Source organism: Streptomyces flavofungini (assembly GCF_014650815.1).
Classification (GTDB): domain Bacteria; phylum Actinomycetota; class Actinomycetes; order Streptomycetales; family Streptomycetaceae; genus Streptomyces; species Streptomyces flavofungini.
On record NZ_BMVR01000035.1, the window covers coordinates 1 to 16,142 of the forward strand.

The 16,142-nt window shown below is 73.6% G+C and carries 2 protein-coding genes; both read right to left on the reverse strand.

The annotated features are described in order from the left end of the window. Positions 1-13,163 (reverse strand): SDR family NAD(P)-dependent oxidoreductase (locus IE274_RS38645; RefSeq protein ID WP_373305815.1); only part of this gene is annotated, 13,163 nt, incomplete at its 3' end. Positions 13,164-13,166: 3 nt separating this feature from the next. Further along, the coding region (locus IE274_RS38650; RefSeq protein ID WP_190120634.1) for an SDR family NAD(P)-dependent oxidoreductase at positions 13,167-16,142 on the reverse strand (2,976 nt) is incomplete at its 5' end.

Sequence of the window (16,142 nt, forward strand, 5' to 3'; positions counted from 1 at the left end):
GTGCCGGGCAGCAGCACCGCACCCTGGATGGCGTGGTCGGCCAGCCACGGGTGGGACTCCACCGACAGCCGGCCGGTGAAGAACTGCCCGTCCGAGTCGGCGGTGTCGACGATCGCGCTGAGCAGCGGGTGGTCGGCCGCGCCGAGTCCCGCCGCGTCGAGGTCGCCCGCCGACACTCCGGCGTCCAGCCAGTAGCGCTTCCGCTGGAACGCGTACGTCGGCAGGTCCACGCGGCGCGCGCCGCGACCGGCGAAGTACGCCTCCCAGTCGACCCGCACACCGCGCGTGCACAGGTGTGCCACCGCGGCGGTCAGCGCGGACTCCTCCGGCCTGTCACTCCGCAGCACCGCTACGAAGGCCGCATCCGGCGCGGACTCCTGACCCAGCGCCGACAGGACGCCACCGGGCCCGACCTCGACGAACGTGACCATGCCGTCGGCCACCAGCGTCTCGACCGCACCGGCGAACCGCACCGACTCCCGCACGTGCCGCACCCAGTACTCCGGGGAGGCCAGTTCCTCGGCCGTCGCCCGCAGACCGGTCAGGGTGGACACGATCGAGATCTTGGGCGCCGCGTACGACACGCTCTCCAGGACCGCGCGGAAGTCGTCCAGCATCGGCTCCATGAGCGGCGAGTGGAACGCGTGGCTGACCTTGAGCCGGGTCGCCTTGCGGCCCGCCTCACGCCACCGCTCCGCGACCGCGTCGACATCGGCGGCGACACCGGAGACAACCACGGAGTTCGGGCCGTTCACAGCCGCGATGCCCACGGTCTCCGGCAGGTCCGACGCGACCTCGGCCTCGCTGGCCTGGATCGCGACCATCGCGCCACCGGACGGCAGCGCCTGCATCAGCGCACCCCGCGCGGACACCACTGCGGCGGCATCCGCCAGCGACCAGACACCGGCCACGTGCGCCGCCGCCAGCTCACCGATCGAGTGGCCCGCCAGCATGTCGGGGCGCACGCCCCAGGACTCAAGGAGGCGGAACAGCGCCACCTCGACCGCGAACAACGCGGGCTGCGTCACCCCGGTCTCATTCAGCGCGTCCGCGTCCTCGCCGAACAACACCTCACGTACCGACGGGTCGAACTCCGCAAGGACCTCGTCCAGCGCCGCCGCGAACACCGGGAAGCGAGCCGCGAGTTCACGACCCATCCCGAGGCGCTGCGAACCCTGGCCCGAGAACAGGAAGGCCATACCGCCCGCGGCGACGGACCCTGTGTGCAGACCGGGGAACGTCCGCTCCTCGGCCAGCGCCGCGAGCCCGTCGAGCAGTTCCGCACGGTCGTCCGCCATGACGACGGCTCGGTGGTCGAAGGTGGATCGGGTCACCGCCAGGGAGTAGGCGACATCCAGTTCGCCGGTTCCCGGCTCGGCCGCGACGTGTTCGCGCAGCCGCAGCGCCTGCTCCCGCAGGGCCTCCGGGCTCTTGGCGGTGAGCAGCCACGGCACGACGCCGTCGGCCGACGCCGGAACGTGGTCCTCGCTCGGCACCTGCTCGATGATGGTGTGCGCGTTCGTACCGCTCACGCCGAACGACGACACACCGGCGCGCCTCGGCCGACCGGTCTCCGGCCACGACCGGGCCTCCGTGAGGAGTTCGACGTCACCGGCGGACCAGTCCACCTGCGAGGTGGGCTCACCGACGTGGAGGGTCGGCGGCAGCACGCCGTGCCGCAGCGCCATGACCATCTTGATGATGCCCGAGACGCCGGCGGCGGCCTGAGTGTGGCCGATGTTCGACTTGATCGAGCCGAGCCACAGCGGGTCGCCGGTGCGGTCCTGGCCGTAGGTGGCGAGGAGGGCCTGGGCCTCGATCGGGTCGCCGAGCGTCGTGCCCGTGCCGTGTGCCTCGACGGCGTCCACGTCGGACGCGGTCAGGCCCGCGCTCGCGAGGGACTGGCGGATGACGCGCTGCTGCGAGGGGCCGTTGGGTGCGGTGAGGCCGTTGGACGCGCCGTCCTGGTTCACCGCGGAACCCCGTACGACCGCGAGGACCTTGTGACCGTTGCGGCGGGCGTCCGAAAGGCGCTCCACGAGGAGCATGCCGACGCCCTCGCCCCAGCCGGTGCCGTCGGCGCTGTCGGAGAACGACTTGCACCGGCCGTCGGCGGCCAGGCCGCGCTGACGGCTGAAGTCCACGAACGTGCCCGCGGTGGCCATCACGGCGACACCGCCCGCGAGAGCCAGCTCGCACTCGCCGGAACGCAGCGCCTGGACGGCCATGTGCAGCGCGACCAGCGACGACGAGCAGGCCGTGTCCACGGTGACCGCGGGACCTTCGAGGCCCATCATGTAGGCGACGCGGCCGGACGCGACACTGCCGGACGCACCCGTGCCCAGGTAGCCCTCGACGTCCTCCGGCACGGACCGCAGCCGCGCCGCGTAGTCGTGGTACATCAGGCCCGCGTACACGCCGGTGGCGCTGCCCCGCACCGACTCCGGGGCGATCCCGGCCCGTTCGAACGCCTCCCAGGAGGCTTCGAGGAGCAGTCGCTGCTGCGGGTCCATGGCGAGGGCCTCGCGCGGGCTGATCCCGAAGAACGCCGGGTCGAACTGGTCGGCGTCGTAGAGGAAGCCGCCTTCGCGGGCGTACGACGTGCCGATGTGCTCCGGGTCCGGGTGGTACAGCCGTTCCAGGTCCCAGCCGCGGTTGTCGGGGAAGTCGCCGATGGCGTCGACGCCGTCGAGGACGAGCCGCCACAGGTCCTCGGGCGAGTTCACGCCGCCGGGGTAGCGGCAGCTCATGCCGACGATGGCGATCGGCTCGTCCGTGGTGGCGGCCACCGTGCGGGTGGTCGCCGTGACGACCGGGGCGCCCGCGAGTTCGGTGCCGATGAACGCGGCCACGGCCGCGGGGGTCGGGTGGTCGAAGACCAGCGTCGCGGGCAGCCGCAGTTCGGTGACCGCGTTGAGGTTGTTGCGGAGTTCGACGGCGCTGAGCGAGTCGAAGCCGACCTCGCGGAAGGCCCGGTCGGGTGCGACGGCGTGCGCGGAGCTGTGGCCGAGGACCATCGCCACGTGCTCCTGCACGAGGTTCAGGAGGGCCTTCTCGCGCTCCGCGTCGGTCAGGCCCGCCAGCGACTCGGCCAGCGCCGAACCGGCGACGGCGGCCCGCTCGACGGCCCTGCGCACGGTGCCGCGCACCAGGCCGCGCAGGACGAGCGCGACGGGGTGCGAGCGCGCCTGGCGGTGCAGCGCGGGCAGGTCGAGCGGTACGGGGGCGAGCACGGCGCGGCCGGTCGAGCCGGCCGCGTCGAACAGGGCGAGCCCCTGGGCCGTGCGGAGCGGGATCAGGCCGCCCCTGCTCATCCGCTTCACGTCCGCGTCGTCGAGCTGGCCTGCCATGCCGCTGGCCTCGGCCCACAGGCCCCACGCCAGCGAGGTCGCGGGGAGCCCGGCGGCGCGGCGCTGCTGGGCGAGGGCGTCCAGGAAGGTGTTCGCGGCGGCGTAGTTGCCCTGTCCGGGGCCGCCGAAGACACCGGAGGCCGACGAGAACAGGACGAACGCGGACAGGTCCGACTCGCGGGTCAGCTCGTGCAGGTGCCAGGCCGCGTCGACCTTGGGCCGGAAGACGGTGTCGATCCGGTCCGCCGTCAGTGAGCCGATGGTGCCGTCGTCGAGGACACCGGCGGTGTGCACGACGGCGGTGACGGGGTGCTCGGCGAGCAGTGCCGCCAGCGCGTCCCGGTCCGCGACATCGCAGGCCGCGTACGTCACCTCGGCACCCTGCGCGGTCAGTTCGGCCCGCAGTTCCTCGGCGCCCTCGGCCGCGGCGCCGCGCCTGCTCACCAGGAGCAGGTTGCGTACGCCGCGCTCCGCGACGAGGTGCCGGGCCATGAGGCCGCCCAGCGTGCCCGTCGCGCCCGTGATGAGCACGGCACCCGAGCCGAAGCCGGGGTCGTCCACCACGGACCGCTCGGCCCTGGCGAGGCGCGGCACGCGGATGTCGCCGGAGCGCACCGCCAACTGCGGCTCGCCGGTGGCCAGGGCGGACGGCAAGGCGTCGCGCGAGACCACCTCGTCGTCGAGGTCGACGAGCACGAAGCGGTCCGGGTTCTCCGACTGGGCCGTGCGCACCAGGCCCCATACGGCGGCCTGTGCGACGTCCCGTACCGCCTCGTCGTCCGCGACCGAGACCGCTCCCCTGGTCACCACGACCAGGCGCGCCGCCTCGAACCGCTCGTCCGCCAGCCACGTCTGGACCGCGTCCAGCGCCCAGTGCGCCGCTTCGTGCGCGCCGGTCACCGGGCCGGACGCCGACGTGTCGGGGCACGACACGACCACGTAGTCCGAACGCGGCTCCGTCAGGGCCGCCAGGTCGGTCCACTCGGTCGTCGGTACGTCGCCGTCAGCCAGCGGTAGCGGCGCCCAGTCGACGCCGAACAGCGCGTCGCTGAGGTCGTCACCGGCCAACTGCTCCTGCGAGACGGGCCGGATCACCAGCGAGTCGATCGTGGCCACCGGGGCGCCCGCCCCGTCCGCGACCGTCAACGCCACCCGGTCCGGCCCGGAGAGGGCCAGCCGCACCCGCAGCAGCTCCGCGCCGGAGGCGTGCAGGCGCACGCCCGACCACGCGAACGGCAACCGGCCGACGCCGTCGGTGTCGGTGGACAGGCCGATGGCGTGCAGCGCCGCGTCGAGCAGCGCGGGGTGCAGGCCGAAGCCGTCCGCCTTCACGTCGTCCGGCAGCGCGACCTCGGCGTACACCTCGCCGCCCTTGCGCCAGGCGGCCCGCAGGCCCTGGAACACCGGCCCGTAGCCGAACCCGCCGTCGACCATGTGCTCGTAGAAGCCGTCCAGGTCGACGGTCTCGGCCCCGGTCGGCGGCCACTCGGTGAGCGGGGCCCCGCCGGAACGGCGGCCACCGGACCGGAGCACACCCATGGCGTGCCGGGTCCACGACCGGCCGTCGTCGGCGCCGCCCGCACTGGAGTGGAGCGACAGCTCACGCCTGCCCGACTCGTCCTCGGCGCCGACCCACACCTGCACCCGCGTCGATCCGGACTCGGGCAGGACGAGCGGCGCCTCAAGGGTCAGCTCCTCCACCAGGTCGCAGCCGACCTGGTCGCCCGCGCGGATCGCCAGCTCCAGGAACGCCGTACCGGGCAGCAGGATCGAGCCCTGGATCGCGTGATCGGCCAGCCACGGGTGCGTCTGGACCGAAAGACGCCCGGTCAGGAGCACACCGTCCGTGCCACCGAGGACGACCGTCGCGCCGAGCAGCGGGTGGTCGGCCGCGCCGAGCCCGGCCGCCGTCACATCACCGATCGCGGGCTGCACGTGGGGCCAGTAGCGCTCGTGCTGGAAGGCGTACGTCGGCAGGTCCACCCGCCGCGTACCGCGCCCCGCGAAGAACGTCTCCCACTCCACGCGCACGCCCCGCACGTGCAGGTGCCCGGCAGCCGTCGTGGCGGCCACGGCCTCCGGCCGCTCGCCCCGCAGCATCGGTACGAAGACCGCGTCCGGAGCGGACTCCTGCCCCAGCGCCGACAGCGCGCCGCCCGGACCGACCTCGACGAACGTGGCAACGCCCTCGTCGACGAGCGTGCTCACGGCGTCGGCGAACCGCACCGAATCGCGCACGTGCCGCACCCAGTACTCCGGGGAGGTCAGCTCCTCGGCGGTGGCCCGGGTGCCGGTCAGCGTCGACACGATCGGAAGCGTCGGCTCCGCGTACGACACGCCTTCCAGGACCGTGCGGAAGTCGTCCAGCATCGGGTCCATCAGCGGTGAGTGGAACGCGTGGCTGACGCGGAGGCGGGTGACCTTGCGGCCCGCCTCGCGCCACCGCTCCGCGACCGCGTCCACGTCGGTGGCGACGCCCGAAACGACCACCGAGGCGGGGCCGTTGACCGCCGCGACACCGACCGTCTCCGGCAGGTCCGACGCCACCTCGGCCTCCGTGGCCTGGATCGCCACCATCGCGCCGCCCTCGGGCAGCGCCTGCATCAGCGCACCGCGCGCCGACACGACCTTGACGGCATCCGTGAGCGACCACACCCCGGCCACGTGGGCCGCCGCCAGCTCGCCGATCGAGTGCCCGGCCAGGACATCCGGCCGCACACCCCACGACTCAAGGAGCCGGAACAGCGCCACCTCGACCGTGAACAGCGCGGGCTGCGTCACCCCGGTCTCGTTCAGGGCGTCCGCGTCCTCACCGAACAGCACCTCACGTACCGACGGGTCAAAGGCCGCAAGGACCTCGTCCAGCGCCTCGCCGAACACCGGGAAACACTCGGCCAGTTCACGGCCCATACCGAGGCGCTGCGAGCCCTGCCCCGAGAACAGGAAGCCCACCTGGCCGGGCTCACCGGCGACCCCGGTGACCACGGCGGCGTTCGGCCGGCCGTCGGCCACCGCCGCCAGAGCGGCCAGGAACTCGTCCCGGTCACCGGCGACGACCACCGCACGGTGGTCGAGGACCGCGCGGGAAGTCACCAGCGCGTGGCCCACATCCGCCAGGGCCTGCTCGGCGTCGTCGGCCACGAAGGACTTGAGTCGCGCGGCCTGGTCCCGCAGTGCCTCCGGGCTCTGGCCGGACAGCGCCCACGGCACCAGTCCGTCGCGCACCGGCTCCGGCGCGTCCTGCGACTCGACGGGCGCGGCCTGCTCGGTGACGGGGGCCTGCTCGATGATGGTGTGCGCGTTCGTTCCGCTCACGCCGAACGACGACACACCCGCCCGCCACGGCCTGCCGGTCTCCGGCCACGACCGGGCCTCGGTCAGCAGCTCCACCGCGCCCGCCGACCAGTCCACGTGCGACGAGGGGTCGGTGACGTGCAGGGTCGGCGGCAGCACGCCCTGCCGCAGCGCCATGACCATCTTGATCACACCGGCGACACCGGCGGCGGCCTGCGTGTGGCCGATGTTCGACTTGATCGAGCCGAGCCACAGCGGGTCGCCGGTGCGGTCCCGCCCGTAGGTGGCGAGGAGCGCCTGCGCCTCGATCGGGTCACCCAGCGTGGTGCCCGTGCCGTGCGCCTCCACCGCGTCCACATCGCCCGGCGTGAGACCGGCGCTCGCGAGGGCCTGGCGGATCACGCGCTGTTGGGACGGGCCGTTGGGCGCCGTCAGACCGTTCGAGGCGCCGTCCTGGTTGATCGCCGAGCCCCGCACCACCGCGAGGATCTGGCGGCCGTTGCGCTGGGCGTCCGAGAGCCGCTCCACGAGCAGCATGCCGACGCCCTCGCCCCAGCCGGTGCCGTCGGCGCTGTCGGAGAACGCCTTGCAGCGGCCGTCCTCCGCGAGGCCGCGCTGGCGGCTGAAGTCGATGAACACGCCCGGCGTCGACATCACGGTCACGCCGCCGACCAGCGCCAGCTCGCTCTCCCCGGAGCGCAGCGCCTGCACGGCCATGTGCAGGGCGACCAGCGACGACGAGCAGGCCGTGTCGACCGTGACCGCGGGGCCCTCGAGGCCGAAGGTGTAGGACAGGCGGCCGGAGATGACGCTCGCGGCGCTGCCCGTGCCCGCGAAGCCCTCCACGCCTTCCAGGGTGTCCGGCGCGGCCCTCAGCAGCGTCGGGTAGTCCTGGCCGTTGGTGCCGACGAAGACACCCGAGCGGCTGCCGCGCAGCGCGTGCGGGTCGATGCCCGCCCGCTCGAAGGCCTCCCAGGAGGTTTCGAGGAGCAGTCGCTGCTGCGGGTCCATCGCCATCGCCTCGCGCGGCGAGATCCCGAAGAACGCGGGGTCGAAGTCCGCCGCGCTGTCGAGGAAGGCGCCCATGCGGGTGTACGAGGTGTTGTGTCCGGCCAGTTCCGGGTCGTAGAGCGACTCCACGTCCCAGCCGCGGTCGGCCGGGAACTCCACCACGGCGTCCGAGCCGCCGACCAGGAGCCGCCACAGGTCCTCCGGCGAGTTCACCCCGCCGGGGAAGCGGCAGCTCATGCCGACGATCGCGATCGGCTCGTCGACGGCGACGGCCGTGTGCGCGGTCGCCGCCATGACGGGTGCGCCCACGAGTTCGGTGTCGAGGAACGCCGCCAGCGCCGCGGGGGTCGGGTAGTCGTAGATCAGGGTCGCGGGCAGCCGCAGTTCGGTGACCGCGTTGAGGTTGTTGCGCAGTTCGACGGCGCTGAGCGAGTCGAAACCGAGTTCCTTGAAGGCGCGGTCGGGTGCGATGGCGCCCGCCGAGCTGTGGCCGAGGACCACGGCGACATGGCTCAGGACCAGTTCGAGGAGTGCCTTCTCCCGCTCGGCGGCGGTCATGACCGCGAGGGACTGGGCCCAGGTGGACTTGGCCCCGGAACCGGCGTCGGCGGTCCTGCGTACGGTGGTGCGCACCAGGCCGCGCAGGACGGGCGCCACGGGGTGGGAGCGCGCCTGGCGATGCAGTGCGGGCAGGTCGAGCGGTACGGGGGCAAGCAGGGCGCGGCCGGTCGAGGCCGCCGCGTCGAACAGGGCGAGGCCCTCGGCGGTGCGGAGCGGGAGCAGGCCGCCCCGGCCCATCCGCTTCACGTCGGCCTCGTCGAGCGCGCCGGTCATGCCGCTGGCCTCGGCCCACAGGCCCCAGGCGAGCGAGGTGGCGGGGAGCCCGGCGTCGCGGCGGTGCTCCGCGAGGGCGTCGAGGAAGGTGTTCGCCGCCGCGTAGTTGGCCTGGCCGGGGGCGCCGAGGATGCCCGCCACGGACGAGAACACCACGAACGCCGACAGGTTCAGGTCGCGGGTGAGGTCGTGCAGGTTCCACGCCGCGTCGACCTTCGCCCGGAAGACGGTGTCGATCCGGTCGGGAGTGAGCGAGCCGATCACGCCGTCGTCGAGGACACCGGCGGTGTGCACGACGGCGGAGACCTCGTGCTCGCTCAGCAGCGCGGCCACGGCCTCGCCGTCGGCCACGTCACAGGCCACCAGGGTGGCCTCGGCGCCCAGGGCGACCAGTTCGGCGCGCAGTTCCTCGGCGCCCTCGGCCTCGGCACCGCGCCTGCTCACGAGGAGCAGGTTGCGGACGCCGCGGTCCGTGGCCAGGTGCCGGGCGACCTGGGCACCCAGCGTGCCCGTGGCACCGGTGACCAGCACCGCGCCCGTGCCGAAGCCCGGGTCGGCCACGAGGGACCGCCGCACCCTGGCGAGGCGCGGCACGCGGATGTCGCCGGAGCGCACCGCCCACTGCGTTTCGCCGGTGGCCAGTCCGGACGGCAGCGCGTCCAGCGAAGCGGCCTCGTCGTCGAGGTCCACCAGGACGAACCGGTCCGGGTTCTCCAGTTGGGCCGACCGCACCAGGCCCCATACGGCGGCCTGTGCGACGTCCCGTACCGCCTCGTCGTCCGCGACCGAGACCGCTCCCCTGGTCACCACGACCAGGCGCGCCGCCTCGAACCGCTCCTCCGCCAGCCACGTCTGGACGACGTCCAGCGCCCAGTGCGCCACCTCGTGCGCGGAGGACACCGGGTCGGACGCGGACGTGGCCGGGCACGACACGACCACGTAGTCCGAACGCGGCTCCATCAGAGCCGCCAGGTCGGTCCACTCGGTCGTCGGCGCGTCGCCGGCGGGCTGCGGTACGGACACCCAGTCGACGCCGAACAGCGCGTCGTCGTGATCGTCACCGGCGAGCTGGTCCGGCGTGACCGGGCGCAGCTCCAGCGAGTCCACGGTCGCGACCGGCGAGCCCGTCCCGTCCGCCACCGCCAGCGAGAACCCGTCCGCCCCCGTGGGCGCGAGGCGTACCCGCAGCACCGTGGCGCCCGAGGCGTGCAGCCGTACGCCCGACCACGCGAACGGCAGGCCGACCTCATCGGCGTCGCCGGTCAGGCCGGTGGCGTGCAGCGCCGCGTCGAGCAGCGCGGGGTGCAGGCCGAAGCCGTCCGCGTCCACGTCCTCCGGCAGTACGACCTCGGCGAACACCTCGTCGCCGCGCCGCCACACGGCCCGCAGGCCCTGGAAAGCGGGGCCGTAGCCGAAACCGGCGTCGGCCGCGTGGTCGTGGAGGCCCTCCAGGTCGACGACCTTGGCGCTCGCGGGCGGCCACTCCACCAGGGACGTGCCGTCGGCAGGTCCGGCCGCGCGCAGCACACCGGTGGCGTGCCGCGTCCACGGCCGGTCGTCGTCGGTGTCGCCGGTGCTGGAGTACAGGGTCAGCTCGCGGCTGCCCGTCTCGTCCTCGGCACCGACCCACACCTGCACCCGGACACCACCGTGCTCGGGCACCACCAGGGGCGCCTCCAGCGTCAGCTCGTCCACCAGGTCGCACCCGACCTGGTCACCCGCGCGGACCGCCAGCTCAAGGAACGCCGTGCCGGGCAGCAGTACGGAACCGTGCACCACGTAGTCGGCCAGCCACGGGTGCGTCTGGACCGAAAGACGACCCGTCAGCAGCACGCCGTCCGTGCCGCCCACCGTGACAGCCGCGCCGAGGAGCGGGTGGTCGGCCGTGCCGAGCCCGGCCGCCGTCACATCGCCGACGGCGGGCAGCGCGTCCAGCCAGTAGCGCTGGTGCTGGAAGGCGTACGTCGGCAGCGCCACGCGCCGTGCGCCGCGCCCCTCGAAGAACGCCGCCCACTCGACCTGGACACCGTGCACGTGCAGGTGCCCGGCGGCCGTGGTGGCCGCGGCCGCCTCCGGCCGGTCAGCACGCAGCATCGGTACGAAGACCGCGTCCGGAGCGGACTCCTGCCCCAGCGCCGACAGCGCGCCGCCCGGACCGACCTCGACGAACGTGGCGACCCCGTCGGCCACCAGCGTCTCGACCGCACCGGCGAAGCGCACGGACTCGCGCACGTGCCGCACCCAGTACTCCGGGGAGGCCAGCTCCTCGGCGGACGCCTGCGCGCCGGTCAGCGTCGACACGATCGGAATCTGCGGCGCCTCGTACGACACGCCCTCAAGGACCGTGCGGAAGTCGTCCAGCATCGGGTCCATCAGCGGCGAGTGGAACGCGTGGCTGACCTTCAGCCGGGTCGCCTTGCGGCCCGCCTCACGCCACCGCTCCGCGACCGCGTCGACATCAGCGGCGACACCGGAGACGACCACGGAGTTCGGGCCGTTCACGGCCGCGATGCCCACGGTCTCCGGCAGGTCGGACGCCACCTCGGCCTCGCTGGCCTGGATCGCCACCATCGCGCCGCCCTCGGGCAGCGCCTGCATCAGCGCACCGCGCGCCGACACGACCTTGACGGCATCCGCGAGCGACCACACCCCGGCCACGTGGGCCGCCGCCAGCTCGCCGATCGAGTGCCCGGCCAGGACGTCCGGGCGGACACCCCACGACCCGAGAAGGCGGAACAGCGCCACCTCGATGGCGAACAGCGCGGGCTGCGTCACCCCGGTCTCGTTCAGGGCGTCGGCGTCCTCGCCGAACAGGACGGCACGCACGGACGGGTCGAACTCCGCGAGGACGGCATCGAGCGCCGCCGCGAACACCGGGAAGCGAGCCACGAGTTCACGGCCCATGCCGAGGCGCTGCGAGCCCTGCCCCGAGAACAGGAAGCCCACCTGGCCGGGCTCACCGGCGACCCCCGAGACCACGGCGCCGCTCGCCTGACCGTCGGCCACCGCCGCCAGAGCGGCCAGGAACTCGTCCCGGTCACCGGCGACGACCACCGCACGGTGCTCAAGCACCGCCCGCGACGTCGCGAGCGAGTAGCCCACATCGACGAAGGACTGGTCGGCGGCCACGGACTTGAGGCGCTCGGCCTGGTTCTGCAGAGCGCCCGCGTCGCGCGCCGAGAGGACCCACGGCACCAGGCCGTCACGCACCGGCTCGGGTGCTTCCACCGACTCGACCGGCTCGGCCTGCTCATTGACAGGAGCCTGTTCGACGATGACGTGCGCGTTGGTGCCGCTGACGCCGAACGACGACACACCCGCTCGCCACGGCCTGCCGGTCTCCGGCCACGACCGGGCCTCGGTCAGCAGCTCCACCGCGCCCGCCGACCAGTCGACGTGTGAGGACGGCTTGTCCACGTGGAGGGTCTTCGGCAGCACGCGGTGCTGCATCGCGAGGACCATCTTCATCACGCCAGCGACACCGGAAACCGCCTGGGTGTGGCCGATGTTCGACTTCAGGGCGCCCAGCCACAGCGGCCGGTCGGCGGCCCTGTTCTGGCCGTAGGTGGCGAGGAGCGCCTGCGCCTCGATGGGGTCACCGAGCGTCGTGCCCGTGCCGTGTGCCTCGACGGCGTCCACGTCGGAGGGTGCGAGGCCCGAGTGCGCCAGGGCCTGGCGGATGACGCGCTGCTGCGACGGGCCGTTCGGGGCGGTGAGGCCGTTGGACGCGCCGTCCTGGTTGACCGCCGAACCGCGTACCACGCCGAGGATCGGGTGGCCGTTGCGCTGGGCGTCGGACAGGCGCTCAAGGAGCAGGAGGCCCGCGCCCTCGCCCCAGCCGGTGCCGTCGGCGGCGTCGGCGAAGGGCTTGCAGCGGCCGTTCTCGGCGAGGCCGCGCTGGCGGCTGAACTCGACGAAGGTGTCGGGCGTCGACATCACGGTGACGCCGCCCGCGAGGGCGAGCCCGCACTCGCTGTGCCGGAGCGCGTGCACGGCGAGGTGCAGGGCGACCAGGGACGACGAGCAGGCGGTGTCGATGGTCAGGGCGGGGCCCTCTAAGCCGAGGACGTAGGAGATGCGGCCGGACACGACGCTGGCCGCGTTGCCGGTGAGGAAGTAGCCCTCGTAGCCGTCCGGCACGCCGCCCTTGGCGAGGCGCGCCAGGTAGCCCTGGCCGTTGGTGCCGATGAAGACACCGGTCTTGCTGCCGCGCGCCGAGTTCGGGTCGATGCCCGCCCGCTCGAACGCCTCCCAGGACGTTTCGAGCAGGAGCCGCTGCTGCGGGTCCATCGCGGCGGCCTCGCGCGGCGAGATCCCGAAGAACGCCGGGTCGAACTCGTCGGCGTCGTGCAGGAAGGCACCCTCGCGGGTGTAGCTGGTCCCCTGCTGCTCGGGGTTCTGGTCGTAGAGCCGCTCCAGGTCCCAGCCGCGGTTGGTGGGGAACTCGGAGACGGCGTCACGGCCGTCCGCCAGGAGCTGCCAGAGGTCCTCCGGCGAGCGGACGTCGCCCGGGAACCGGCAGCTCATCGCGACGATCGCGATGGGCTCGACCTCGCGCTCCTCGACCTCGCGGAGCTTGCCACGCGCCTCCTGGAGGTCCACCGTGGCTCGCCGGAGGTAGTCGAGGTACTTCTCCTCGTTCGACATGTGTTGCGACCTTTCAAGCGAGTTCATCGGTCAAGACCTACCGAGTTGTTCATCAAGGAGTGCGAGAAGTTCGTCCGCCGAAGCGGTGCGCGCGTCCGGCCCGGACGCGGCGGTTTCCGTGGCGGTGTGCGCCTCGTCCCAGCGGGACAGCAGGGCGCGGAGGCGGTCGCCGACGGCGGTGGTCTGCTGGGGGTCCGGCGTCAGGAGGGACAGCGCGGCCTCCAGCCGGTCCAGCTCCGCGTCGATGGTCGGCGTGCCCATTCCCACCAGCTGGTCCAGCACGTGGGCGGCGAGCGCGGCCGGGTTGGGGTGGTCGAAGACGAGCGTCGAGGGCAGGCTCAACCCGGTGGCCGAGTTGAACACGTTGCGGAACTCGACCGCGGTGAGCGAGTCGAAGCCCAGGTCCTTGAACGCCCGGCCGGGTTCGACCTGGGTGCTGCTGTCGTAGCCGAGGACGGCGGCGACCTGCTCGCGCACCAGGTCCAGCACGACGCGCTCCCGGTCCGGTCCCGGCAGTGCGGCGAGTTCGGCCGCGAGGTCCTGCGGCGCCGCCTCCTCGACGGGGGCCGGGGCCTTGCGCGCGGCGGGCAGGTCCCGCAGCAGCGAGGCGGGCAGCGACGGCGCGTACACGTTCCAGTCGATGTCCGCCACGACGAGGACGGCGGGGCCGTCCTGGCGCAGGGCGCGGTCCAGCGTGGCGATGGCCAGCTCGGGCTCGAACGGGGCGGTGCCGCGGCTGCGCAGGATCTCGGCGAGCTTCTCGCCGACCATGCCGCCGCCGCCCCACGGGCCCCACGCCACCGAGGTGGCGGGCAGGCCCGCGGCCACACGCCGTTCGGCGAAGGCGTCGAGGAAGGCGTTGGCGGCCGAGTAGCTGCCCTGGGCGATCGCGCCGAACGTGCCGGAGATCGAGGAGAACAGCACGAACGCCGACAGCTCCTGGTCCCTGGTCAGCTCGTCCAGGTGGATCGCGGCCTCGACCTTCGGCCGCAGCACGGCGGCGAGCCGCTCCGGGGTGAGCGCGGTGAGCACGCCGTCGTCCAGGATGCCCGCCGTGTGCATGACGGCGGTGAGCGGGAACTCCTCCGGCACCGACGCCAGCAGCTTCGCCAGCGCGTCGCGGTCGGCGACGTCGCAGGCGGCGATCGTCACCTGCGCGCCGAGCCCGGTCAGTTCGGCGCGCAGTTCCTCCGCGCCGTCGGCGTCCGGCCCGCGCCTGCTGGTGAGCAGCAGGTGCTCGGCGCCCCTCGCGGCCAGCCACCTGGCCACGTGCGCGCCGATCCCGCCGGTGCCGCCGGTGACCAGCACCGTGCCGGTGGGGTCCCAGTCGCCGAGGTGCCCCACGGGGGCCTGCACCAGCCTGCGGGCGAACACACCGCCCGCGCGGAGGGCGACCTGGTCCTCGTCCTGCGTGCGGGAGAGGACACCCGCGAGGCGGGCGGCGGCGCGATCGTCCAGCGTGTCCGGCAGGTCGACGAGACCGCCCCAGCGCTCGGGCTGTTCCTTGCCGACGACTCGGCCGAGCCCCCAGATCATCGCCTGCTCGGGGCTGACGGGTGTGTCGGACCGGCCGACCGTGACGCCGCCCCGGGTGGCGTGCCACACGGGAGCGGTGAGCTCGGTGTCGCCGAGGGCCTGGACGAGGGCGAGGGTCGCGTACACGCCGCCCGACGCCAGTCCGGGGTCGAGGGCGAACAGCGAGAGCACGCCCGCGACGGGCTCGTCGACCGTGAGCTTGGCCGTCAGCGCGTCCCGGTCCAGGGCTTCTCCGGCGCGCACCGGCAGGACGCGGGCGCCGTGCCGGGTCAGGGCGGCGGCGACGGATTCCTCACCTGCGCCGTCGCGGCTGACCACGAGCCAGGTGCCCTTGAGCGTGGCGGTGGGCTCGGGGACCGGCAGCCAGGTGACGCGGTAGCGCCAGCCGTCGATCTCGGAGTTCTCCGACTGGGCCTGCCGCCACGACGCCAGCCGGGGCAGCACGGTGCCGATCGGGTCGTCGAGGGACACGTCGAGCTCGGCGGCGAGTTCGCCGAGGTCGCCGTCCGCGACGGCCGCCCAGAACTGCGCGTCGACGGCGGACCCGGTGGCGTCGCCGGTGGGGGCCGCGGCCATGTTCGGCCAGATCCGCCCGCGCCGGAAGGCGTAGGTGGGCAGGTCCACGTGCTGTCCTTCGGGTACCAGTTGGCGCCAGTCGAAGGGCAGGCCCGCCACGTACGCCTCGGCGACGGACTGCAGGAACCGGTCGAGGTTCCCGTCGTCGCGGCGCAGGGTGCCGACGACGACGGCTTCCGCCGCGGTCGCTTCGAGCGTCTCGCGTATCCCGAAGGGCAGTGCGGGGTGGGGGCTGCATTCGACGAAGGCGCCGATGCCGTGGTCGAGGAGACCGCGCGTGGCCTCCTCGAAACGCACCGTGTGCCGCAGGTTCTGATACCAGTAATCGGCACCCACCTCGGGACCGGTCAGCCACTCCCCGGTGACGGTGGACAGCATCGGCACAGTCGCGACCTGGGGCTCGACCCCGGCCAGCACACTCGCCAACTCATCCTCGATGCGCTCGACATGCGACGTGTGCGACGCGTAGTCGACGGGTATCCGCCGGGCCCGCCGGCCATCGGCGGCACACGCCTCCACCAGCTCGTCCAGCGCGTCCGCGTCACCCGCCACCACCACCGAACCAGGCCCGTTGACCGCGGCAACCGAAACCCGCTCGCCCCACGGCGCGATCCACTCACGAGCGTCGTCGACCGTCGCCGCGAGCGACACCATGCCGCCCTGACCCGACAGCGCAAGGATGGCCTTGCTCCGCTGCGCCACGATCTTGGCAGCGTCCGCAAGCGACAGCGCACCCGCGACATACGCCGCAGCGATCTCACCCTGACTGTGCCCCACCACCGCATCCGGCTCGACACCGTACGAGCGCCACAACGCCGCAAGCGACACCATCACCGCCCACAGCGCGGGCTGCACCACATCGACCCGCTCCAGCTCGGCCGCGTCAGCCAGCAC